This is a genomic window from Aquirufa sp. OSTEICH-129A, from assembly GCF_054558355.1.
The window spans coordinates 227375-252377 of record NZ_JBPXKC010000003.1; the positions used below are offsets into that span (position 1 = coordinate 227375).

Here is a 25003-nt window from a genome sequence, read left to right on the forward strand (position 1 = left end):
TTTACTTAGCAGATAATGCTTTTAACATAGTTTCGCCAATGTCAGCTGGAGAGTATACCACGTGAATTCCACATTCTTGCATGATTTTCATTTTTGCTTCAGCAGTATCATCAGCACCACCAATGATGGCACCAGCATGACCCATACGACGACCCTTAGGTGCTGTTTGGCCAGCAATAAAACCTACGACAGGTTTTCTATTTCCATCAGCTTTGATCCAACGTGCTGCTTCTGCTTCCATTCCACCACCAATCTCTCCAATCATCACGATACCTTCTGTTTCTGGATCATTCATTAATAGTTCAACCGCCTCTTTGGTAGTAGTTCCAATGATGGGATCTCCTCCAATTCCAATAGCGGTAGTCTGTCCTAAACCAGCTTTAGTTAATTGATCTACTGCCTCATAGGTTAATGTACCTGATTTAGACACAATACCCACTTTGCCTTTTTTGAAAATAAAGCCTGGCATAATACCCACCTTACATTCCTCGGCAGTCATGACACCTGGACAGTTAGGTCCAATTAATCGACATTCCTTAGTAGAAATATATTCCTTGGCAACAATCATGTCTTTGGTGGGAATACCTTCCGTGATACAGATAATCACTTTAATGCCAGCGTCAGCAGCTTCCATGATGGCATCTGCGGCAAATGCCGGTGGAACGAAGATAATGGATGTATCAGCACCAGCTTTGGCAACTGCTTCAGCAACAGTATTGAAAATAGGACGATCTAAATGCGTTCCTCCTCCTTTTCCTGGAGTAACACCACCTACAACGTTGGTTCCATAAGCGATCATTTGCTCGGCATGAAAACTACCTTCCGTACCTGTAAAACCCTGAACTATAATTTTGGAATTTTTATTTACTAAAACACTCATTTTGTCTGGTTTAATTATTCTAAGGCGAAAAATTTTTCCAAAGGTACAAATTATTGATAAATTAATTTAAAAAGGTTTAAGAGCAAGTAAATAAATATTTCAACAAATAATTTTATGTAAATTTAAGAATCCATTTCAAATTCATGCTTAGGCACTTAGAGGTTCAAAATTATGCATTGATTGACCAGCTTGATTTACATCTGGCGGAGGGTCTCACTGTGATAACTGGCGAAACAGGAGCAGGTAAATCCATCCTATTAGGAGCTATTTCACTGCTTTTGGGGCAAAGAGTCGACAGCAAAAGTTTGTATGATGATCAAAAAAAATGTGTCATTGAGGGTACATTCTCGGTTGCTGCTTACCCACATTTAAAGGAAATTTTTCAACAAGAGGATATTGATTTTGAAGATCCTTGCATCATTCGACGTGAAATAAATCCTCAAGGAAAGTCTAGAAGTTTTATCAATGACAGCCCAGTTACACTGGAAAGCATGAAACGGATAGGGCAAGAGCTGGTTGATATACATTCTCAACAAGATAATGGTTGGATGGGGCACCCAGATTTTGCCTTGGAACTAGTGGATGATTTTGCCCAAAATCAGCCTTTGAAAGCATCTTACGAAAAAGCTTATAAGGCTTTTCTTGCGGCTCAAAATCATCAAGAGCAATTGGCTCAAAAGGCTCGACAAGGCAATCAAGCGATTGATTTTCTTCAATTTCAATGGGAGGAATTAGATAAGGCCCAACTGATACCTGGGGAATATGAACAACTCAGCGAGCAATTACAAAAACTACAAAATTCAGAACAAATCTTAGAAAAGCTAGCTCAATTAGCAAATTACCTGAGCTTATCGGAAACAGCAGCCATGGAGCAAATTGGCCAAGCTCGCCAGTTGAGTCAAAGTTTATCTAAGTGGGCTCAGTCATTTGATCAGTGGAATCAACGAATTCAATCCTTATGGATTGAATTAAAAGATCTATCTGCCGAAGTAGAGGCTGAGGCTGAATCGTTTCAATCAGATCCAGTGGCATTGGAAAAGTGTCAAAAAAGACTGGATTTATTAAATCGGCTTTTAGTCAAATATCAGGCAAAAGATGTGGAAAGGCTCATGGCTCTTCGGGAAGAAGTGGAAGAGGAATTATCCCAGCACGAAAACCTTGATCAAGCCTTAGCCGATGCAAACCAGGCGCTTCAATTGGCAGAAAATCTAGCTTTAGAAAAAGCCATTGAACTACATGAAAGTAGAGTAGAATGCTTGGATTCGATCGAACAAACATTACTAAATTCCCTACAACAATTGGGCATGCCCAATGCAAGTTTAGCCTGGGATATTCAAACGGGTAAATTATCTAAAACAGGACAAGATAAAATCCAATTACTCTTTTCTGCTAATAAAGGGCTAGCTCCCAAGCCATTTAAACAAATTGCTTCTGGTGGTGAATTAAGTCGATTAATGTTATCTATTAAGCATTTATTAGCACAAAAAAGAGCATTACCTACGCTTATTCTTGATGAGATTGACACAGGGGTTTCGGGAGAAATTGCCATTAAAATGGGCCAAATGCTCACTCAAATGAGTCAAAAGCACCAGTTGATTGCCATCACCCATTTACCTCAAATCGCTGTAACAGGTCAAACGCATTGGTTTGTTTACAAAAATCATGAAGGGGAGAAAACGGTTTCCAGCATAAAAACCTTAGTTGGAGAAGAAAGAATTGATGAAATCGCTAAAATGATCGGCGGGCAATCCGGCTACAAAGATTTAAAAGAAAATGTTCGAAAATTAATGAAAACCAATACCATTTAGATAAGCCAATATGAAATCGATCCCATTATTTAGCCTAATTTTACTAGTAGGATTACTTGTTTCTTGTAGTCAATCGGAAGAAACCGCAGTCAAGGAATTAAATGATTCAGTGATGACATTGCATGATGAACTTATGCCCAAAACTGAGCAAATTATTCAATTAAAAACTAGTTTGGACAGCATGAGTAAAGGCCCAGATTCTGTTCATGTGAAAAAACTTATTCAGTCCTTGGATAAAGCTGACAATGAAATGATGAACTGGATGCATCAATATTCCATTGATTCTTTGTCTAATATGGATTTCAAAGCAAAAATGATTTATCTCCATGACCAATTTACTAAACTTAAGAGCGTAGAAACATTAACCGACTCCACATTAAATGCCGCCAATCAATATAAAAAATAGATTTTGGTACCTATTAATCTTCTCCTGGGTGCTACTTGCCGCTTGCCAGGAAAAGAAAACATTACCCATTTTGGGAAATAAGGAGACCATCATCAAACAGGGAAAAGTAGATACCCTTTATCGGCAAATTCCCGCCTTTCAATTTTTAAATCAGGATTCTTCTTGGGTCAGTGATCGAGATTATGCGGGAAAAATTTATGTGGCAGATTTTTTCTTCACATCATGCCCAACTATTTGCCCAAAAATGAAAACGCAAATGCTGCGTTTGTATGAACGATACGCCAATGAAAACCAATTAGCTTTATTATCGTTTAGTATTGACCCAGACTTTGATCAGCCCCATGTCTTAAAAGCATATGCTGATAGATTACATATCAAGTCGCCGAAATGGAATTTGGTCACAGGGGCAAAGGCTAAGATTTATGAATTGGGACAAAAAAGCTTTATGGTGACTGCACAGGAGGACAAAAATGAAGCGGGAGGATTTGTTCATAGTGGTGCATTCATTTTAGTAGATAAGCAAAAGCATGTTCGCGGAATTTATGATGGAACGAAGGAACAGGAGGTCAACCATTTAATTGAGGACATCGAATTATTACTGAAAGAAAAATAAATGAAACAAATACCTTCTTTTTTAGGCTTGATGGCCATTTTAGCTGTATGTATTGCTCAAACTTCCTGCCAAAGTAAGGAGGAAATTTTTAGGCAACAATACGTGGTGGAAGGCATGATGCAGTATGAGAAACATTGTGAAAATTGCCATCAGAAGGATGGATCGGGATTAAAAGATTTATATCCTCCTCTTGCTAAAACAGATCTTTGGAAAAGATTAAATGCAAATCAAATTGCCTGTATCATAAAGAATGGACAAAAAGAGGCCATTTTAGTAAACCAAAAACCTTATCAAAATTACATGCCAGGAAATGCTAAATTGGAAGCATTGGATGTGGCTGAGATTATCACTTACCTGCGGGATAAGTGGGGGAATGATCCTCGAATATTTCCTTTGGATAGTGCTCGTTTGGCCCTAAAAAATTGTCCTTAGTCGGTTGGCAGACTTTCCACCGTCAGCACCGAATTCGTTACATGACGTAAGGAATAATGGGTGAAATCCTGTGCGGCATCCATCCCTACACCATAAATAATCTCTTTCTTGGTCCGTATTTGAACAGGCTTTTCGGTAAATACTCGCTTTTCTTCTGGCAACCAGATAAATTCTTCCGTCTTTAATGTTTCATTTTGTTGCACATTAAAAATCTGAACATTCCCCATAAGTTTATAGGAATTTTTCTGTTTAAAAAAATGGGCTGAATCCCCTCGGATTTGAGAGGTAACATTTCCCATTTTATCATAAAACCAAAGCTTTACTTCTTTAGGATAAACTCGGTCTTCCGAATATAAGGTGATTTGAGAGGGTGTGACCATTCGGACTACGGTCCTAGCCGAATCTGAATAGACCATATCGATGTCGGACAATTCAGATTTAGGACCTACATAAATGAGATTTTTGGCCGTTTTCTCTTCCCGACAAGCCAGAGAAACAATCGACAAAACAAGCAGCAAAAAGAGATTTCTCAAATCGCGCATGAGGGAAATTAGTTGAGTTTCACCTTTTGGAACCAAAGGTCACTGAGTGTTAAGCCAATGGTAACTTTTTGGTATTGCTCTTCTAAACCATTCTCAGCAAGTACACCACGTTTACCAATTTGATAAGCGATATTCAAATAGGATAAATTTCTCAGTGGTAAAGATATTCCAAGGCTAACATATTTATCAACGGCATATTTACCATTTCCTAGATAATCATAGGGAGTAGTGGCATAACTGAATCCAGCCCGATAAGTTGTTCTTTTGAAATAATTAGAGATAGCTTCAAAATCGGGAGTATATTCTCCACCGATTGACCAACGAGTACTCACCGGTAGTTTAGATGAACGGCCTAAGTTATTATCTACTTTAGTCCAATCTGTTCTTGAATAATCAATTCCGATCATCCATTTTGCCAACTTTTCAAGACTAATTCCAAAGTGCTGAGACACTGGTAAATTTTGCGAAAATGGTGTGGATTTGTTCAAGGTATCGGCATTGATTGTCGTAATTCCTGAAAGATCCATAATGGCAAAGCGCTTCAATTGTTTGGAACTTAAGGTAGTGCTAATATCAAAAGAAGTACCAAGATTAAGGTATAGATCATTTTTTAATTGTTTCCTATAGGCCAAACCACCTCTAAAAAGGAAATCTGAATAATCAATACGATTTTCTAATTGTATCTTATAATATTGTCCATCAGATAAATTCTGGGTAGAAACATTCCGATTTACGGTTCCAAATAAATAATCAATTCCTAAACCTAGGTAGAATTCTTTACCAATCCTCACGCCATTGTTTATCGTCAACTTGGTCACTCCACCTTTTCCGTCATAGCTATAAATTAAACTATCTACACCCAATAAATTCAAACGACGGAAAGATCGGGTAGCATATTCTACGGAAGAATGTGGACGAAAACCGATGGAAGCTGTCCAACGACTTGTAATAGGTAAGGTTAAATTAAGGGAATGATAATTACCTCCAAAAACTTGTTGGCGTTGACGAGTATCCTGTAATTCTTTAAGTTCTAATCTTGCCCCCACCTCAAATACCGTATATCGGTTTCTTGCTAAAAGTGCAGGGTTAAGCATGTTGGTATAGATACCATTGGAATTGGAAACACCTAGGCCTCCCATCATGGCATTTGTTGGACTTCCACCCTCATCCAGCTCACCCATTCCGATGTAGGATAATGGTGAATTCAAGATAGTTTGAGCTGAAGACTGAAAGCTACCAAAGGCACTAATTAATAAGCTAAGTGCTAAAAACAAGCCGTAACTTGTTTTCAATGTAGAAATTTGGATAAACAAAGGACGAAGAATCATAAAATAATTTACCATACAGCTTAGCCTGTAAGTCTGCAAAGGTCGTACTTTTTTTTCACATTCGACTAAGTTATTCTCTATATTTGGGGGCAAAATTGATAATTCAGATGAGAGAAGCATTGGCTAATTGGTATTTATTGGAAAATTCGGCGGAGGATATATTATTTTTTGTTGGGATATTGATTATTGGCTTGGTCCTGAGAAGGTTCTTCTCTAATTCCTTTTCAAAAATCATCTTTCGATTTTTACCAAATCAGTTTATTCAAGTTCAAGATTGTATCCAATTATTGAGAAAGCCCGTTGAGCTTTTATTATTCTGGATTTTTCTCTATTTCAGCATTCAATATTTACATGTGCCGAGTAGCTGGCATTTTAATCCTGTAGAGAAATTTGGCTTGCTTTTTTTATTACAAAAAGCATTTGAAACGGCGGTCATTATCACTTTTACTTGGTTAATAGTTCGGATGTTGAAAGTCATCATTTTGATTGCGCAACAAAAGTGGCAGGGTGTTGAGCAGAAGTCGAAACAACAATTCATTCCCTTCCTGAACGACCTAGGCATGGTGTTTATTATTGCAGGATCTGGATTTGTCTTGTTGGGAAGGGTATTCCAAGTAGATGTGATGGCACTCATAACAGGATTAGGATTAGGGGGATTAGCCTTAGCCTTAGCTGCCAGAGAAACCTTAGAAAATCTATTCGCATCCTTCACCATTTTCTTGGATTTGCCTTTTGTGGTAGGTGATAGCATCCAAGTAGGAAGCATCTCAGGGGATGTTGAAAAAATCGGATTTAGAAGTACGCGATTGAGGGCCTTGGATGGTAATCTAATCATGATCCCTAACCGCTTGTTAACTTCGCAGTCATTGGAAAATATGAGTGAGCGGCAATTCAGAAGGGCAAAATATACTTTATCATGCTCGCTTCAGAGCAAGCCTGAGCAGATACAAACTGTGCTTCCGCAAATAGAGCAAATAATAATATCAGAACCTCTATGCAAGAAAAAAGCCCCCAAAATAATATTTGAGGGCTTTGGTACCTATTCTTTAGATATCTCTGTGACTTATTTTGTTCAAACAAGTGATTTTGGGAAATTCCAAAACGTGAAACAAGAGATCAATTTAAATATTTTACATTGTTTACATGAGGCGGGCATCAACTTGGTGAGCAGTGCTACCGCACCCAACATGCATTAACCAACTAGTTCTTTCAAATCTTCATCATGAATCATTTTACGCTCGTCGGCCATCAATAGGAAACGTGTGTATAATTTATCTAACTCTGATTTTTCTAATTCAAAACCTAGTAATTGTAATCGGTGACGTAAGGCAGCACGGCCAGAACGTGAAGTCAATAAGATGGCAGAAGATGGCACGCCTACATCTTCAGGATTCATAATCTCGTAATTCTGTGCATGTTTCAAGAAACCATCTTGATGAATTCCAGAGGAATGGGCAAAGGCATTGGCACCAACTACCGCTTTATTCGCTTGAACCGGCATGCCCATTAAATTGGAAACTAAATTACTGATCGGATATAAATACTTAGGATTAATCCCTGTGGAAAATCCTAGGTCCTTGTGAACGTTTAAAATCATAGCCACCTCTTCCAATGAGGTATTTCCTGCTCTCTCACCAATTCCGTTAATGGTTACCTCCACTTGACGAGCACCTGCCTGAATTCCTGCAATGGTATTCGCTGTTGCCAAACCTAAATCATTGTGATTGTGCATGGAAATGGTTGCTTGGTGAATGTTATCTACATGCTCAAAAAGGTAAGAAATTCGGTGATGCATTTGATGTGGCAATAAATAACCTGTGGTATCTGGCAAATTTACTACCGTAGCACCCGCTTTTATGACTGCTTGAGTAAGTTGAGCTAAAAAAGGTAAATCAGCCCGGCCAGCGTCTTCTGCGAAAAACTCGACGTCCTCTACATAGGATTTGGCATATTGTACCGCCCAAATAGCTTGCTCAATAATTTTTTCACGAGTAGAATTGAATTTATGCTTGATGTGAACATCAGAGGCGCCAATTCCCGTATGAATACGAGGTTTACGTGCCGGCTTCAAAGCTTCTGCAGCAGCATCTATATCTTCTTTTTTTGCTCGAGTCAAACCACAAACCGTAGCTTCCGTAATTACCTCAGCAATAGCTTTAACAGATGCAAAATCACCAGGAGAAGAAATAGGGAAACCAGCCTCGATGATATCGACACCTAATTTTTCGAGTTCTTTCGCAACTTCAATTTTTTCCTCACGGTTTAACTGACAACCGGGTACTTGTTCTCCATCGCGTAAAGTTGTATCAAAAATCTGTATACGATTATTCATAGGTTTGTTTCTGTTAATTAGTTGGCAAAACTAGCTTTAATTACATTATTTACCAAAAAAGAATAGACTCCAAACATTCGTATTTTAGATTAAAAATCCACAAAAACCAGAATAAATAGAATTATAAAGTATAATAATCTTTTTTATATGAAATTATTAGACTAAAAATCCTTTTACACACGTAAGTCTAGAATAAAATTTTATTAAATAAAATCAATTTTTATGTGATAAAATGCCGGCAGGCTCAACTCCAACCTATTGGAGGAACAATTAGACTTAATTTTAAGGGAGATAATATCAATAACTTGATTGAAATTAGACAATAAAAAAGTTTTGAAAATCGTTAAACGCTCAACGCTGTCAAGGTTTGAAACCTTGACAGCGTTAAAAAAAATGAGCGTTATTTTATTTTTTACCCATAAAAAAAGGGGCAATAAATTGCCCCTTTTTTTCAAATAAGCGATAAACTAGCTACGCTCAGGACGAAGGCTACGTACAGCAGCACCTGCTCTCCACATTTCTGATTCACGTAACTCTGTTAATTCAGCTTCTAATTTCACACGGTAGTCTGGCTGAGAGTTCAAATCAATTGAACGAGCAGCTTCCGCTTGAGTCTTTACTGAATTATATAATTTTTCAAATACTGGCTTAGTAGCATCTTTGAAAGGTCTCCACCAATCTAAAGCTCCGCGTTGTGCGGTAGTAGAACAGTTGGCATACATCCAATCCATTCCATTCTCAGCCACTAATGGCATCAATGATTGAGTTAATTCTTCAACTGTTTCATTGAAAGCTTCTGAAGGTGAGTGACCATTCTCACGTAATACTTCATATTGAGCAGCAAAAATACCTTGGATGGCTCCCATCAAAGTACCACGCTCACCTGTTAAGTCAGAAGTTACTTCTTTGTAGAAATCTGTTTCAAATAAATAACCAGAACCTACCCCAATAGCCATAGCGATACATTTCTCGCGAGCTTTTCCAGAAGCATCCTGATAAACAGCAAAAGATGAATTCAAACCTTTACCTTCTACGAATAAACGACGTAAAGATGTACCTGAACCTTTTGGAGCAGCTAAGAATACGTCTACGTCTGCTGGAGGAATAATCCCTGTTTTCTCCTTGTAGGTAATACCGAATCCGTGAGAGAAGTACAATGACTTACCTGCAGTCAAATATTTCTTCACTGTAGGCCACATTTCAATTTGAGCCGCATCTGAAAGTAAATAACAGATAATCGTTCCTTTTTGAAGTGCTTCCTCAATTTCAAATAAGTTAACACCTGGAACCCAGCCGTCAGCAACAGCTTTGTCATAAGTCTTTCCTTTACGTTGACCCACAATCACATTCAAACCATTGTCTTTCATGTTCAATGCTTGACCTGGACCTTGTACTCCATAACCAATTACTGCGATTGTTTGATCAGCCAATACTTGTCTAGCTTTCTCTAATGGAAACTCTTCTCTTGTTACTACATCTTCAACAACCCCACCGAAATTAATCTTTGCCATTTTCGTTTTTGTTTAATTTATATTCTTTTCTAATCTATTATACTTTCAATTTTATACAATTTCCCAATCTCCTTCTGGCAAATATTCCACCAGGCCTTTTTCGGTCTTGCCTACTGCCACTCGTCCAGATTTAATGTATTCCAATATTTCCCATTGCTTTAAATAGGCATAGAATTCATTGATTTCTTCCTCTGAACCGTTTTTTTCCACCACCACATATTCTAAACCCCAATGCACCACTTTGGCATTCCAATCCAAATTAATGGTTTTAACGTCCAAAGCGGGGGAACCTAAAGGTGTAGCTATCTTAAATAATGCAATTTCATTGAATACAATTTCATCATCCAAATAGCCAAAAACCGCCAATACATCCGTAATCTTACGAATTTGACGTACCAATTTCTCTACGATCTCCCGGTTCTCATTGCGAATCACAATGGTAAAACGAGATACCCCTTTACGTTCAGTCTCTGAAACCGTCAAACATTCAATATTTAACCTTCTGCGGGTAAATATGATGGTGATACGATTCAAAAGTCCAATCGTGTTGGTGGTAAATACCGATATAGTGTAAGTTGTCAACATATAATTTCTACTCAAGCATTACTTTGGTTACACATGCACCTGCAGGTACCATAGGGAACACATTCTCTTCTTTTTCACAAATAATTTCTAATAAATAAGGCTTTTTAGAATTCAATAATGTGTCTATTGACTCCCCTAAATTATTTCGATCACTCACGGTATGTCCATCTATTCCAAAACCCTTGGCAATGGTAATGAAGTCGGGGTTTTGTAATTCAACAAATGAATAACGATTATCAAAGAACATGGATTGCCATTGACGAACCATACCTAAAAAGTTATTATTCAAAATAATAATCTTTACCGGTAAACCACTTTGAGTAATGGTTCCTAACTCCTGTAAAGTCATTTGAAAACCACCGTCGCCAATCACGGCAACAACCTCACGATCTGGTACCGCCACTTTAGCTCCAAAAGCGGCAGGAAGAGCAAAGCCCATGGTTCCCGCACCACCACTCGTTACGATAGAGTTATGTTTTTTGAAACGGTAATAACGATTGGTAATCATCTGGTGCTGTCCCACATCTGTTACCACAACAGCCTCCCCTTTGGTCTTATCTGACAATAAAGCTACCGCTTCACCCATTTTGATTTGATTACCTTCATGATAAAGATCTTTCTTGGTAATCTTTTCATATTCCTCATCATCATACTTCTGGAACTCAGCTCTCCACTCGGTATGTTCAGCCTTTTTAACTAAAGGTAATAAGGCTTTTAAAGCGGCTTTGGCATCACCTACTACAGGTGCATCTGCCTTCACATTCTTATCAATTTCACTTGGGTCAACCTCAATGTGCACTACCTTAGCCTGTTTGGCATAGGTACTCAAATCACCAGTAATACGGTCGTCAAAACGCATACCAATGGCAATCAACACATCGCAAGAATTGGTTAAAACATTGGCTCCATAATTTCCATGCATGCCTGGCCAACCTACAAAAAGCGGATGGTCAGCATCCATGGCTGACATACCCAATAAGGTTGTTGCTACAGGAATACCTGTTTTTTCCACAAATTCCTTTAATTCATTTTCTGCCTGCGCAATTAAAACCCCATGACCTGCCAAAATGTAAGGGCGCTTAGCTCCATTAATCAATTTGGCTGCGGCCTCCACATGCTCTACTTTGGGCTCTAACCTAGGCTTGTAAGATATAATCGATTCACATTTCTTGTATTGAAAAGGAATTGTCATCTTTTCTGCTTGCGCAGAACGAGTTATTTCAATTAAAACGGGTCCAGGTCTTCCGCTCTCCGCAATGTAAAATGCTTTCGCAATAATTTCTGGTATCTCGTTTGGATCTACAATCTGGTAGTTCCATTTAGTTATTGGCATGGACATTCCAATGACATCACATTCCTGAAAAGCATCTGTCCCCAATAAATTGGCTCTCACTTGACCTACAATGCAAACCATAGGTGTAGAATCCAACATGGCATCAGCAATAGGCGTAATTAAGTTGGTAGCTCCCGGACCTGAAGTAACTAGGCAAACACCTGCTTTATTCAGCATACGGGCATAACCCTGAGCTGCATGTCCAGCGCCTTGTTCATGGCGAACTAAAATATGCTTTAATTGATCTCGATAATCAAATAAGGCATCATAGGTAGGCATAATTGCACCACCTGGATATCCGAAAATGGTACTCACCCCCTGCTCAACCAACGATTGCATAACCGCTTGAGCCCCAGTTTTAATATTTGAGGATTGAGTTGATGTAGGTTGAGTAGTTTCTAATTGGGTTTTTCCCATGATATTAACAGATCTTTATTTTGTTTCATTTAAACGGTCCGACTAATTTAAGTCATACACATCTAGAAAAAAATTGAATTGGTCATTTTTTACAAATCAGTGACACAACCCAAGCTGGCGGAAGATACATTTTTGATGTATTTTCTTAAAACACCAGAAGTATGCTTTGAAACCATAGGTTTCCATAACTTCCGACGCTCTGCCAATTCTTCATCAGATACATGTAAGATAATGCGATTATCCACGGCATCGATGGTGATTTTATCCCCATCCTTCACCAAACCAATATTACCTCCTTCTTGCGCTTCTGGTGTTACGTGACCTACGACAAAACCGTGTGTTCCTCCTGAGAATCGTCCATCGGTAATCATCGCCACACTATTTCCTAAACCAGCTCCCATCAATGCGGAAGTTGGTTTTAACATTTCAGGCATACCTGGTCCACCTTTTGGCCCTTCATTTCTGATAACTACCACATGACCTGGTTTAATTTCTCCTTTGGAGATAAATTCTATCACTTCTTCCTCGGACTCACATACTTTAGCTGTTCCTTCGAATCGCTCGCCTTCTTTTCCTGTAATTTTAGCTACAGCCCCTTCAGTAGCTAAATTACCATATAATATTTGTAAGTGACCGGTTGCTTTTATTGGGGTAGCTACTGGATATATAATTTTTTGAGTTTCAAAATTCAAATCTGGAGCTTCGGCTAAATTCTCAGCCATGGTTTTTCCGGTTACAGTCAAACACTCCCCATGAATATACCCTTCTTTCCACAAGTACTTCAAAATAGCTGGCATTCCTCCGATTGCCAAGACATCTTCCATGTAATACTTTCCAGAAGGCTTTAAATCAGCCAATAATGGAGTGCGGTCAGAAATATCTTGAATATCTTTCAAGGTAAATTGAATACCCGCAGAATGAGCTATCGCTAAATAATGTAATACGGCATTGGTTGACCCTCCTAATGCCATAACTACTGTCATCGCATTCTCAAAGGCATGGCGAGTCATGATATCTCTTGGACAAATATTTTTCTCCAATAATACTTTCATCGCGGCACCTATTGCTAAGCATTCTTCCTTTTTACCTTCATGAGTGGCCGGGTAAGTGGATGAATTAGGCAGTACCAAACCCATGGCTTCCATGGATGAGGCCATAGTATTGGCGGTATACATTCCACCACATGCCCCTGGTCCAGGGATGGAATTACGAATCACTCCTTCATAATCTTCATCTGAAATACTTCCAGCAAATTTCTTTCCCAAAGCTTCAAATGCCGATACTATATCTAATTTCTCACCTTTGTATAAACCCGATTTAATGGTTCCACCATAAACCAACATGCCTGGGCGGTTTAAACGTGCCAAGGCCATCATGGCTCCCGGCATATTCTTATCACAACCAACCACAGCTATCACGCCATCATACCATTGCGCACCAACCACATTCTCAATGGAATCGGCTATGATGTCACGAGATGGCAAAGAATAACTCATACCATCATTTCCATTAGTCATTCCATCTGATACACCGATAGTATGAAAAATCAAACCCACCATGCCGTTCTCTTGAATTCCCTTTTTCACATGAACCGACAATCCGTTTAAATGCATATTGCAAGGGTTACCTTCGTAACCTGTACTAGCAATTCCAATTTGTGCTTTTTGCATGTCCTCAGAACTTAATCCGATTCCATATAACATCGCCTTAGCTGCAGGATTTGTAATCTCTTGAGTAAGAGTTTTGGAAAACTTATTTAATGACATAGTCTTTTGGTATGAAATTTTTTCAAACAACAAATATACGCAATCCTATTTGTTCGAAACAAAAGTTTCCCAAATAATGTATGGGTAATCAAGGAATTGCAAAATTTTTTAAAGGTTTCTTACAAGCTTTGGTCAGATTTATTTTCTCCAACTTGCTGACGCCACATCGCATAGTACAAACCTTTACTTTCAATTAACTGTTCATGCGAACCTTGCTCTACAATACGCCCCTTTTCCAAAACGTAAATTCGAGTAGCATGCATAATGGTTGATAAACGGTGCGCAATCAAAATCGTTAAGTGCTCAGCCTCCTGAGATATAGCCCGTATGGTCTCGGAAATTTCCTCTTCCGTCAAAGAGTCTAAAGCCGAGGTTGCCTCGTCAAAGACCAATAAATTAGGATCACGCAATAAGGCCCTAGCTATACTTAATCGTTGTTTTTCCCCTCCCGAAACCTTAACTCCACCCTCACCTATTAAGGTATCTAAACCTTTATCAGCACGGGCCAACAGGGTTTGACAGGCTGCTTTTTCTAAAACTTCTAAACATTGGGCATCGGAAGCATTCGGATTTACAAACAATAAATTTTCACGAATGGAACCTGAGAATAATTGAGTATCCTGGGTCACAAATCCAATTTTCTTTCTTAGTTGATCAAAATCAATTTGCTCGCCCTCTTCTCCATTATAAAAGACTTTGCCTTTCTTTGGACGATATAAACCCACCAATAATTTAACTAAAGTTGATTTACCTGCACCCGAAGGCCCCACAAAAGCGATGGTTTCACCACCTTTGACATCAAAACTGATATTGTTCAAGGCCTCCGAATTGGCTGATTGATGCTGGAAGCTTACCTGGTCAAATTGTAACGTTTGAATGGAGGAGATTGCTTTAGGGTTATCTGGTTTTTTCTCCACGGGTATATTCAAGATTTGCTCAAAATTCTGCAGGGAAACTTCTGCCTCCCGGTAGGTATTAACCACATTTCCAATCTCTTGCAATGGATTGAACAAGAAGAAAGAATAAATATTTAAGGAGTAGAATTGACCTATGGTAATTTGACCTTGATATATCAAATAAATCAAAACCACTACCATCAACATACGCAATAAATTCACACAAGTACCTTGAACAAAAGCCATGGACCGCACATAACGTACTTTCTTAAGCTCCAACAACAATATTTTTTCTGTAGTTGCATTTAAATGTCGAATTTCCTGATCTGCCAATCCTAGGGATTTAACCAATTCAATATTACGTAAGGACTCAGTGGTAGAACCCGCCAATGCCGTTGATTCCTTGACAATTTGAATCTGAATGGTCTTAATTTTTCTACTCAAGACTGAAGAAACAAAAGCGATCAAGGGACCCGTCACCAAAAATAAGGGCAATATCATCCAATGAACCGAAAAGGCATAGACAGAAATAAAAATGAGGGCAATGACTGATTGAAAAAGGATATTAATTCCTACCGTAATTAATTTCTCCACATCTATCCGCACCTTTTGAAGCTTACCTAGGGTTTCACCTGAGCGCTGATCTTCGAATGTTTCATAAGGTAACTCCAATGAGTGACGAATACCATCGGAGTATAGATTTGCTCCTACTTTTTGAGTTACTGTATTGATGACATAATCCTGGAAATTTTTGGCCACGCGAGAAACAAATGCCACACCTACGGAAGCCAATGCCAAAGGCCAAATAGCCTGTATGAATTGATCCATCGTATGGGTATTCGAACGATATACCGCGGCTACATCATCGATGATTTTCCTAAAAATATAGGGATCCATCAAGGAGAAAATCTGGTTAGTTGCAGCGAGGGCCAAGGCTCCCACCACACGCCAGCGGTAATGACTTAAATAAGTAAATAATAATTTCATGGATTACGTCTAATGGTGAAGGTAAAATACTTGAACAATTTCAAGCGAATTGGGTTCCTTACGCCCATTTAAATTTAAAATCTGGTCAATGCCATACCCGCAACTGTTTTGCCAATGGATAAGGAAGAGGTCGCGGCAGGACTTGGTGCATTTAAAATATTGATGATTTTGGCATCTTCAATAATGGAAAAATCATCTAACAGACCTCCATTACGATCACAAGCTTGAGCCCGAACACCCGCTCCACCTTCTACTAAGTCTTGCTCTTGAATTTCAGGAATTAATACTTGCAAAGCCTTGGTAAATGCTTCTTTAGAAAAGCTTCGATACATTTCTCCTAAACCCGTCTCCCAGTATTTAGTAGCCACTTTTTGAAAACCTGGCCAAGTAAGGGTATTCCAAAGCTCTTTGAAATCCACTCCCAATTTCTTGTAACCTTCCTTTTTAAAGGCCAAAACGGCATTCGGACCGGCCTCCACGCCACCCCGCATCATGCGCGTAAAGTGCACGCCCAAAAAGGGGAAATTAGGATCAGGAACCGGGTAAATCAGATTTTTTACTAAATATTCTTTATCTTTTCTTAGCTTAAAATATTCGCCTCGGAAGGGAACAATACGCACATCTAAAGGTTCTCTTTGCGATAATTGGGCCACTTCGTCTGAGTACAATCCAGCACAATTGATAATCAATTTAGCTTCATAAACACCTTTTACTGTTTCGACAATCGAGTAACTAATACCTTTGGTGATACCGATAACCCGTTCACTCAAATGAATTTCACAACCTGCTTGTTGGATTTTTTCGGCTAATTTGGCGGCAACAACGCGGTAATCGACAATACCTGTTTGAGGAACCCACATCCCCTCTACACCCGTTACATAAGGTTCGTGTTCTTGCATTTCGGCCAAGGAAAGCTTTTTTAAACCTTCCAATCCATTTTGCTGACCTCTTTGATATAAATTCTCTAATTGACTTCTTTGTTCATGGGTACTTGCCACAACAATCTTTCCCGTTAATTCGAATGGTATCGAATTTTGTTCACAAAATTCAATTAACTGATGATAACCTTCAATGCAATTTTTGGCTTTTAATGAACCGGATTTATAGTACAATCCAGAGTGGATTACCCCTGAATTATTCCCTGTCTGGTGCAGAGATACCATATTTTCCTTTTCAAAAAGGGCGATTTTTAGTTCGGGTTTTGCTTCCAATAAACGCAGCGCTGTAGCTAAACCAACGATTCCTCCACCAACAATAATTACATCTAAAGCCATGAATGTCAAATTGTTTAAAAAATGATACAAATATACAAAATCAGGAAGTGGAATTATCAATAAATTATCGATTGATAGATAATTTATATCATCCGAAAAGTCGCTTTTTTTGTACCTTCGTTTCAGATTTGAGCTTCAGATTTGACAACTTTTGAAAAGTTGTCAAATCTAAGAGTCACTAACAACCAATAATCAACAACCAATAATCAACAACCAATAATCAACAACCAACAATCAACAACCAGCAATCAGCTACTTATAACCAATAAAAAGCAAGCATCAAATTGAATCCACAAATCGCACAGCTGTATCAGATTTCCCAAAAACCTAGTCGGATGATTTTAGGTTTAATGTCTGGAACTTCCCTAGATGGTTTAGATTTAGCACTTTGTCGGTTTAGTGGATTTGGCTTACATACCCAGGTGGAAGTGGTGCATCATCAGACTTTAGCTTATTCAGAGGAGATTAAAAATTCCATTCGGGAGGTATTTGCCAAAGATCAAATCCATTTTCCTAGTTTATCCACTTTGCATGCACAAATTGGCCGATTGCACGCTCAATATATTTTACAAAGTCTAAATACTTGGGGAATTAATCCCCAAGATGTGGATGCCATCGCCTCGCATGGACAAACAGTCATGCATCGTCCCATGCGAACGGGTCAATTACCTGACTCCACCTTACAAATAGGTGATGGTGACCACATTGCCCATTTAACTGGTATTATAACCTTATCCGATTTCCGACAAAAACATGTGGCGGGAGGTGGCGAAGGTGCCCCCTTGGCAGTGTATGGAGACTATTTTTTATTTTCAAAAAAGGGAGAACATCGAATACTGCTGAATATTGGAGGAATTGGAAATTTCACTTATTTGTCGGCCAGCCAAGACCCCAAAGACATTTTAGTTACGGATACTGGGCCTGGCAATACTTTATTGGATGCCTATGTTAGGCAACATTTTCCAGGTTTTCATTATGACAAAGATGCTAGGTTAGCCCGCCAAGGCATATTACATATTCCTTTATTGGATTCTTTATTAAACCTCGCTTTTTTCCAAGAATCTTTCCCAAAAAGTACAGGTCCAGAATATTTTAATATAGATCTTTTGAATCAAGTCATCCAAGAAAACGGATATTCCTTGACTCCCGTGGATACCTTAAGAACTTTAACTGAATTTACCGCCCAAAGTATTTCCAATGCCATGCAATCTTATATTCCAGGTATTGAGGATAAATTATGCCAATTAATTGTGAGTGGCGGAGGAAGTAAAAATCCATTATTGATGGAAAGATTGGCTAAAATCAACCCCCAAATGAAGGTCACAGAAAGTGATCACTTAGGCATAGCTTCAGAAGCCAAAGAAGCTGTCCTTTTTGCCTTACTAGCCAATGAGACTTTCATGGATGATCAAGTTGCTAGTCATAGACGATTAGGGGATTCCCCTTGGCTAAGTTTAGGAAAAATTAGCCTGCCAAACTAAATTTGTCTATGAAATGGAAAATAGAGGACGCTATCCTTTTCGAAAACAGCGATTTTTTTGTCATCAATAAACCTTCTGGCATCTCCACTTTAGATGAACGAAAAGATGTTTATGCCCCCAACATCTTACGACTAGCTAAGGCTTATTCGGACGATGCACAAGTTGGACATCGCTTAGATAAAGAAACTTCAGGAGCCTTGGTCATTGCCAAAAACCCAGAAGCGTATCGACATATTTCGATGCAATTTGAACATCGTGAAACAGCCAAACGCTACCATGCCGTAGTGGAGGGCATGCACGATTGGGATGGCATGTTAGTCAATTTACCCATACTTCCTTTAAAGGATGGTATCGTGGTCATTGACCGAGCGAAAGGTAAACATGCGGAAACTTGGTTTCAAACATTACGCGTATACAAGAATTATACTTTGGTGGAATGTATGCCGATCACCGGTCGTATGCACCAAATTCGCATTCACCTAGCCTGCTTGAAAGCCCCGATAGTGGCAGATACCATGTATGGTGGGAAGGATATTTATTTATCGGAATTAAAAAAGAAATTTCATCTCAAACAAGACACAGAGGAACTTCCCTTGATTCGTCGAGTGGCATTGCATGCACATAGTTTAAGTTTCAATTTGTTGGATGGAAGTCCGATTACCGTTGAAGCACCCTATCCAAAAGATTTCGGAGTGCTTGTCAAACAGTTGGAGAAGTTTTCGTAATTTTGACCCCTTGGCTCCGTAGTTCAATGGATAGAATGTAGGTTTCCGGTACCTAATATGAAGGTTCGATTCCTTCCGGAGTCACAAAATGACCCATGGTCAACAAAAAAGGACATTTCAGAAAGAGATGTCCTTTTTTATTTGAAGTGAAATGGGAACTTGTGTAGCAGATTTGTGTAGCAGAACACCCATTTTGTAGTCGCGTAGGTTTCCGGTACCTAAGATGAGGCCGGGGTCGCGTTCGACTCGATTCCTGCCGGGGCTACAAAACGACCCGTGGTCAAATAAAAAAGGACATTTCACAAAGAGATGTCCTTATTTATTTGGAGTGAAATGGGAACTTGTGTAGCAGATTTGTGTAGCAGAACACCCATTTTGTAATCGCGTAGGTTTCCGGTACCTAAGATGAGGCCGGGGTCGCGTTCGACTCGATTCCTGCCGGGGCTACAAAACGACCCATGGTCAAAAAAAAAGGACATTTCACAAAGAGATGTCCTTATTTATTTGGAGTGAAATGGGAACTTGTGCAGCAGATTTGTGCAGCAGAAAACCCATTTTGTAATCGCGTAGGTTTCCGATACCTAAGATGAGGCCGGGGTCGCGTCCGACTCTATTCCTGCCGGGGCTACAAAACGACCCATGGTCAAATAAAATTTATGAAAGGTGGTCTAGAATCGAAAATAAGCAACAAGTCAATAACTTACAATTGAGCCAAATAATCTTTTGGAACCATTCCAGTCCTTTTTTTAACCGCCGCTACAAAGGATGTCCTAGAAGCAAATCCAATGGAATTACCAATATATTCAATCGAATAATTACTGAAATTTGGATTATTTTCCTTTAGGATTTTTAAATAATTAATTCTTGCATCATTAATGAATTCACTGAAATTCTTACCCGATTCCTGATTGATTACAGCTGAAATTAAATACATGGGAATATTTATTTCTTCAGAAAGTTCATTTATCGTATATCCTTTCTTTGTATATGGATGATTATTTTGGAAGTGCTTGGATATTGTTAACCAAATATCTCTTCCTTTGTGAATACTAACATGCGGTATTTCCTCATCCTCTTCTTCGATTTCACCCAAATCTTGTATGCTTCTTATTGGATTTTTAATTTGTACCCAACCAGCCAATCCATAAAGAATTTTAGGTTGAATAAATAAGTAAATACTAATTACTAAAATTTCAACCCAAATACATATTAGTGTCACTCTACTTGCGTGGTTGTCATGTTTCAATTGAATCAAACCTCCCCAAATAGCTGCTATTACACCAAAAAACAATATCGTAATAATTACCCAATGAAAATTATAGATTTTCTTATTCCTCTCGTCAAGAATACTAGGATTAAAAATTTTATCTCTCGAGTTTATTAATTCAATCAAGGTCATGATCGAAAAAATTATGAGAAAGAAAAATCGGATTACTGGAGCCCATTTTATTGGCAATAAGCCTTCAGGCTCTAAAATATATAGAGATTCATCTAACAATGTACTTAAAACAAACTGCTTCTTTTCTTCAAAAGTGAGTAGATAAAATGGAATTCTATTCAAAACATAAAGTACCGCAGGAATAAACAACAATAAGACCTTACGGGGTAACCTAATATATTGATGAAGCACAGATTTTACATATAAATATGCAAATGGTCCGATACAAAAAGGAGCCCATGAATAAATTTTAAATGTATTTGGATATTCTAAATTTAACTTAGTATATGGGATAACATTTCCTAAGGAAGTTAAAACAAGGGATAATAATAATCCAGCTAAAAGTTTAGAACTCAAAGAAGGTACCGATTGCCCAAAAAACAGAATGAAACAAACTGTAAAACCAAGTACGGAAATACCCAAGGTTATGGAAAAAAACACAAAATCACTCAAAATCTATATTATTTTAAATTAATTCAAATAGGTCGCCCCACTAAACGTTGATATAAAATTTAAAATTATAGAACTCAGAATCTTTCCAAAGATTAACATACCTAAAGAAACAATCTTAGAATGCAAATTGAAAAATCTAAATTTAGATTTCAGTAAATTTCAATTTATATCTTGAAACTTCAAATTAAAAAATGAATCAATTATCTAATGGTCAATAAGTTATCGATTAAATTTTAATCAAAATGTAACATGTTCACAATCAAAGAAAATGAACGGCAAGTCTTTTTTGATTTGTTGTTTGATAGGTAGCTTTACGATCCTTTAATAATTGAAAAAGTAATTAAAGGAAAAGAATAGAACACAGTATTACTTAAAGTCCTTTAGTTTTATGGCTGAAGGACTTTTTTTTGAGAATCAAATCAGGGATAAAATTGACAGAGTAAATCCAATTTTAAATTGCATTCTCCGCAGCCCTCTTACACGTTCTAGACCTTAAAATATCATATTTCAAAAACCAAAATAACTATTGATTAAGCAGCAGACAAGGATACAGACCGCTTGAATACCTTTTAAATTCTAAATTTATTATTATTTTTGTAGCATATAATCATATAAATTTTCATTCAAAATGTATTCTAATTGGATGAAAATCAACCAAGTATACTAGATTTTTTTAAATCTATTTAGGTTCTATAAATGTATCAATTGAAAGGCGCAAAACTTTGACACCGAGAAGTTAAGCCAATATTGATTTGTAATATTTATAGCTTTGAACCAATTAACTTTTATTACAGCCAACTTAATCATTTCAACCATAGGCTTGGTTGTGAGTTATTTACTTTTTTGGGGGCAAACTATTCCTTCCATTAGCTCTAAAATCTTATCGGGTTTAATGTTAAGTTTAGTAATAACAGCCCTGGGAAATTTACTTCCCTTAACCTCCATCTATGTAGAATTCCCTGAATTATATCGTATACATGCCTTTGCTCCATTATGCATAGGCCCTTTTACCTATTTATACATCAAATACGTATTACGACAGCACTTCAGATTTCTTAAAAAAGACCTGTGGGTATTTTTACCTATGGTATTATACCTTCTAAATAGACTTCCATTTTATTTCTTGTCGCATCAAGAAAAATCAGATTTTGTATTAAAGACATTGAAATATAACCATGCCTATATTTTGGAACCAGATGGATGGCTACCTACGGGTTGGATTGCCATTTTTCGAGTATCTATCTTATTGTTTTTTTTAACTTGGTCTTTACTTATTCTGTTACAATGGAGAAAAAAAATCTTACACGGAAAAGATATCATTAAAAGAAATATCCACATTTATAGATTCCTTTGGGCGCTCGTTTTATTCCTTTTTGTTGGCTCATGCATCGTGTATGCTTATACTATTACACAAGTAAAAGCAGGGATTTCTGAAGGCCAATCCAGTATTTTAGCTGGAGAACTAACCATTATTGTCATATTGATTGAAATCCTATTAATCTGTTTTTACCTTCTCACCCAACCAAAAATTCTCTACGGAATGATTGGTTGGATTCAAGTAGACAAACCCGTTCGTTTCTTAAAAGAACATACCGAATTAGAGGAATTGGAAAATGATCAATTCATTAGTGTGTATCGAGGTAAACGAATCTTAGATTCCATCAACCAGCATTTTAATAAAAAGCATCCTTTCACTAAAATTGGCTATACCATCACTGATTTATCTAAAGAAATCAATATCCCTTCCTACTTAATTTCACCGGTGATTAATCAGGAATTTGGAAAGAAATTTAGTGAATATATCAATGATGCTAGAATAAACCATTTAACTTATTTAAAGGAAAATGACCCCCAATTTGACAATTACACGATTGAACATATTGGTCAGGCCATTGGATTTGGATCTAGGACTTCATTCATCACGAATGTGAAAAACAGAACAGGTTTATTGCCTAAGGAGTATTTGGCTAGCTTGTAGGATACCCTTATTGAGCAAATGCTTTGCTTCTCTTGACCCAAACTTATCGCAAAAAATCATTTCGGGTTCCTTCCATAAATCCCTACACGATCTCAATATTTTTCATAGAAATTGAAGTTCAAGAACTTTTTAATAATACCTTTTCTATCTCTGACTTTACCCGCTTTAAATCAGCTTGGTTCAAGTTGAAATCGTGATCCACATCTACAAAAGCTACCTTAATTTGTGGTGAAAGAGCATAATTTTCTACTACTTCCCTCCCACCGTAAGGATCCCTTAGTCCCTGAAAAATCAGCATTGGCTTCTCTAATTCAGCTAAATGGGTTACTCTAAATGACTCGTCAATCTCATCCGGGTGCTTAAATGGGTATCCCAAACAAATAATATCATCTACTGCTAGTTGATTGGCTAATCGACTAATCACGAGTGAGCCGGCTGACCTGGCTAAAACAACTAAATGAGATGTATTTGCTTGGTTTGCTTCAATGTAACGAGCCACCACCCTGGTCCTAAATTCAAGACTTGAAATACGACCAAGAGCAAACCAAAGGAAATCAATTAGCTGCCTCTGTATTATCACCACGTATAATGCGCGAAAAAAAGGAAGAAGTAAATGATTTACCAACAGATTCTTAGTTCCCAATCTCCTCATAAAGGCAAAGCGAATGCGGTCCATCGGATCAAATTTGACTTCGAATCCATGTAATTGTAAATCGTTCAATAGTTGTTGATACAAAAAACTATCTCGATCCAATGCCTCCCTTCCTAAAACTAATAAGTACTTCTTTTTACTTGTTGAAATCATTCAAAAAGGAATCCTCTGATATCAAACAGGATCCTGGTTTATATGTTGATTGACTAATTGGGAAATGTCCACAGAAAATTGCTTGACGATGTTCCATTTGGCGTATGGTCGGTAAAAACATAAACTTACCTCACGAGAAATATTCCCATCTTCAATGTCTAGTACCTGCAATTGACGTGGAGCACTCAAATTTCGTAAATATAATTCAGGAAGTAAGGTCATCCCTTGAAATTCATCCACCAAATTAAGTAGGGTATCAAACGTATTGGACTCAAAAAAAAGGTTGGAGGGCAAATGTTTATTCTTTTTCAAGTCGCACCATTGAATAATTTGATCCCTGAGACAATGACCTTCTTGCAACAGGAATATCTTTTGTCTGGATAACTCTTCTTTGGTAATGCTCTTTTTACCAGGTTTCAAATGTCCGTAAACATGTAAAGGTTCATGGTACATGAGCATGGTCTCCAAATCATTGGAGGCAATAGGCGTACTTAAAATTCCCATATCCAGTTTTCCCTCTCGGAGGTTTTTCATGAGTTGATTCGTGGTAACCTCATAAATTTCTAAGACTAATTGAGGATACTTTTCAAGCAAAGGCTTGAGAATAATGGGCATCAAGGAATTAGCAATGGTGGGAATAATTCCCATTTTCACCCGACCTTCTACCTTATTATGTATGGATTTAGATGAAGCTAGCAGTGCATGAGCATGGGCTACCACCTGTTGGGCTTGCAATAAAATCTCTCTTCCATTTTCCGTAACAACGATGGGATTAGCTTTTCGGTCAAATATGACGATGTCCAATTGCTCTTCCAACTTTTTCACCATGGCACTCAAAGTGGCTTGGGTCACGTGACAATAATCAGCTGCTTTACTAAAACTTTTAAACTGGTCTACAGCTAAAATATACTCCAATTGATGAATATTCATGATTATAGATTTTGTCTATGACAAATATAGAAAAATTCAGTTTTATCTATCAAAAAACATAGTCTAACTTCACATCATTAGCG

The 25003-nt window shown here is 37.8% G+C and carries 21 protein-coding genes and 1 tRNA gene; 9 read left to right on the forward strand and 13 right to left on the reverse strand.

Translation table 11 applies throughout. From position 1 onward, the window contains the following. Position 1 precedes the first annotated feature (1 nt). Positions 2-880: a succinate--CoA ligase subunit alpha gene (sucD, locus tag SKC36_RS07500; protein ID WP_459453434.1), complete on the reverse strand. Its 879-nt coding sequence runs from the start codon at positions 878-880 to the stop codon at positions 2-4. 143 nt (positions 881-1023) lie between these two features. Here sucD and recN point away from each other — a divergent pair, with 143 nt between their 5' ends. From recN to SKC36_RS07520, 4 genes are read left to right on the forward strand one after another with little or no spacing between them, the layout of a single operon-like run. Continuing rightward, positions 1024-2688 (forward strand): DNA repair protein RecN, encoded by a 1665-nt coding sequence (recN, locus tag SKC36_RS07505; RefSeq protein WP_459465462.1) that lies wholly within the window; start codon positions 1024-1026, stop codon positions 2686-2688. 10 nt (positions 2689-2698) lie between these two features. Next, the gene (locus tag SKC36_RS07510; RefSeq protein ID WP_459453432.1) at positions 2699-3094 is read left to right on the forward strand and encodes a hypothetical protein; all 396 of its coding nucleotides are present in this window, start codon (positions 2699-2701) and stop codon (positions 3092-3094) included. Positions 3095-3122: 28 nt separating this feature from the next. Then, positions 3123-3707, forward strand: a complete 585-nt coding sequence (locus SKC36_RS07515) for an SCO family protein (protein ID WP_459465464.1) — start codon at positions 3123-3125, stop codon at positions 3705-3707. Next, positions 3708-4139, forward strand: coding sequence for a c-type cytochrome (locus SKC36_RS07520; protein ID WP_459453429.1), 432 nt, complete (start codon positions 3708-3710; stop codon positions 4137-4139). On the opposite strand, the gene lptC is transcribed toward SKC36_RS07520, so the two are convergent. Both lptC and SKC36_RS07530 read right to left on the reverse strand, forming a co-directional pair. Further along, complete coding sequence (gene lptC, locus SKC36_RS07525) at positions 4136-4681, reverse strand: LPS export ABC transporter periplasmic protein LptC (protein WP_459453428.1); 546 nt, start codon at positions 4679-4681, stop codon at positions 4136-4138. The genes SKC36_RS07520 and lptC overlap by 4 nt on opposite strands. Before the next feature lie 8 nt (positions 4682-4689). After that, positions 4690-5973, reverse strand: coding sequence for a hypothetical protein (locus tag SKC36_RS07530; protein WP_459465466.1), 1284 nt, complete (start codon positions 5971-5973; stop codon positions 4690-4692). A 143-nt stretch (positions 5974-6116) separates the two neighbouring features. Here SKC36_RS07530 and SKC36_RS07535 point away from each other — a divergent pair, with 143 nt between their 5' ends. Next, positions 6117-7205 carry a mechanosensitive ion channel family protein gene (locus tag SKC36_RS07535; RefSeq protein WP_459465468.1) on the forward strand — a complete coding sequence of 363 codons (1089 nt, stop codon included), beginning with the start codon at positions 6117-6119 and terminating at the stop codon, positions 7203-7205. Here the strand turns inward: SKC36_RS07535 and SKC36_RS07540 are convergent. The 7 genes from SKC36_RS07540 to lhgO form a co-directional block, all read right to left on the reverse strand. Beyond that, entirely contained in the window at positions 7202-8341 is a 1140-nt protein-coding gene (locus SKC36_RS07540) for a 2-isopropylmalate synthase (protein WP_459465470.1), read from the reverse strand. The two genes, SKC36_RS07535 and SKC36_RS07540, sit on opposite strands and share 4 nt — an antisense overlap. Before the next feature lie 467 nt (positions 8342-8808). Then, on the reverse strand, positions 8809-9852 hold the full coding sequence (gene ilvC / locus SKC36_RS07545) for a ketol-acid reductoisomerase (protein WP_459465472.1): 1044 nt from the start codon (positions 9850-9852) through the stop codon (positions 8809-8811). Positions 9853-9903: 51 nt separating this feature from the next. After that, positions 9904-10434: an acetolactate synthase small subunit gene (ilvN, locus tag SKC36_RS07550; RefSeq protein ID WP_459453646.1), complete on the reverse strand. Its 531-nt coding sequence runs from the start codon at positions 10432-10434 to the stop codon at positions 9904-9906. 10 nt (positions 10435-10444) lie between these two features. After that, positions 10445-12187, reverse strand: a complete 1743-nt coding sequence (gene ilvB, locus SKC36_RS07555) for a biosynthetic-type acetolactate synthase large subunit (protein WP_459453423.1) — start codon at positions 12185-12187, stop codon at positions 10445-10447. A gap of 89 nt (positions 12188-12276) precedes the next feature. Beyond that, on the reverse strand, positions 12277-13953 hold the full coding sequence (gene ilvD / locus SKC36_RS07560; protein ID WP_459453422.1) for a dihydroxy-acid dehydratase: 1677 nt from the start codon (positions 13951-13953) through the stop codon (positions 12277-12279). Between the two features lie 119 nt (positions 13954-14072). Beyond that, positions 14073-15836, reverse strand: coding sequence for an ABC transporter ATP-binding protein (locus SKC36_RS07565; RefSeq protein WP_459453421.1), 1764 nt, complete (start codon positions 15834-15836; stop codon positions 14073-14075). A 74-nt stretch (positions 15837-15910) separates the two neighbouring features. Beyond that, the gene (gene lhgO, locus SKC36_RS07570; protein WP_459465474.1) at positions 15911-17110 is read right to left on the reverse strand and encodes an L-2-hydroxyglutarate oxidase; all 1200 of its coding nucleotides are present in this window, start codon (positions 17108-17110) and stop codon (positions 15911-15913) included. 284 nt (positions 17111-17394) lie between these two features. Between lhgO and SKC36_RS07575 the strand changes: the two genes are divergently transcribed. The 3 genes from SKC36_RS07575 to SKC36_RS07585 all read left to right on the forward strand — a co-directional run bounded on the left by SKC36_RS07575 (position 17395) and on the right by SKC36_RS07585 (position 19400). After that, a complete protein-coding gene (locus tag SKC36_RS07575; protein WP_459465476.1) occupies positions 17395-18591 on the forward strand; it encodes an anhydro-N-acetylmuramic acid kinase in 1197 nt (398 codons plus the stop codon). 8 nt (positions 18592-18599) lie between these two features. Further along, the gene (locus SKC36_RS07580; protein ID WP_459453418.1) at positions 18600-19316 is read left to right on the forward strand and encodes an RluA family pseudouridine synthase; all 717 of its coding nucleotides are present in this window, start codon (positions 18600-18602) and stop codon (positions 19314-19316) included. A 12-nt stretch (positions 19317-19328) separates the two neighbouring features. Continuing rightward, positions 19329-19400, forward strand: a tRNA-Arg gene (locus SKC36_RS07585). 616 nt (positions 19401-20016) lie between these two features. Here the strand turns inward: SKC36_RS07585 and SKC36_RS07590 are convergent. Next, complete coding sequence (locus tag SKC36_RS07590) at positions 20017-21177, reverse strand: helix-turn-helix domain-containing protein (protein ID WP_459465478.1); 1161 nt, start codon at positions 21175-21177, stop codon at positions 20017-20019. Positions 21178-21976: 799 nt separating this feature from the next. On the opposite strand from SKC36_RS07590, the gene SKC36_RS07595 reads away from it, so the two are divergent. Next, entirely contained in the window at positions 21977-23185 is a 1209-nt protein-coding gene (locus SKC36_RS07595) for a helix-turn-helix transcriptional regulator (protein ID WP_459465480.1), read from the forward strand. Between the two features lie 118 nt (positions 23186-23303). On the opposite strand, the gene SKC36_RS07600 is transcribed toward SKC36_RS07595, so the two are convergent. Both SKC36_RS07600 and SKC36_RS07605 read right to left on the reverse strand, forming a co-directional pair. Continuing rightward, a complete protein-coding gene (locus SKC36_RS07600; protein WP_459465482.1) occupies positions 23304-23990 on the reverse strand; it encodes an alpha/beta family hydrolase in 687 nt (228 codons plus the stop codon). 21 nt (positions 23991-24011) lie between these two features. Next, positions 24012-24920 carry a LysR substrate-binding domain-containing protein gene (locus tag SKC36_RS07605; RefSeq protein ID WP_459465484.1) on the reverse strand — a complete coding sequence of 303 codons (909 nt, stop codon included), beginning with the start codon at positions 24918-24920 and terminating at the stop codon, positions 24012-24014. Between the last annotated feature and the right edge of the window lie 83 nt (positions 24921-25003).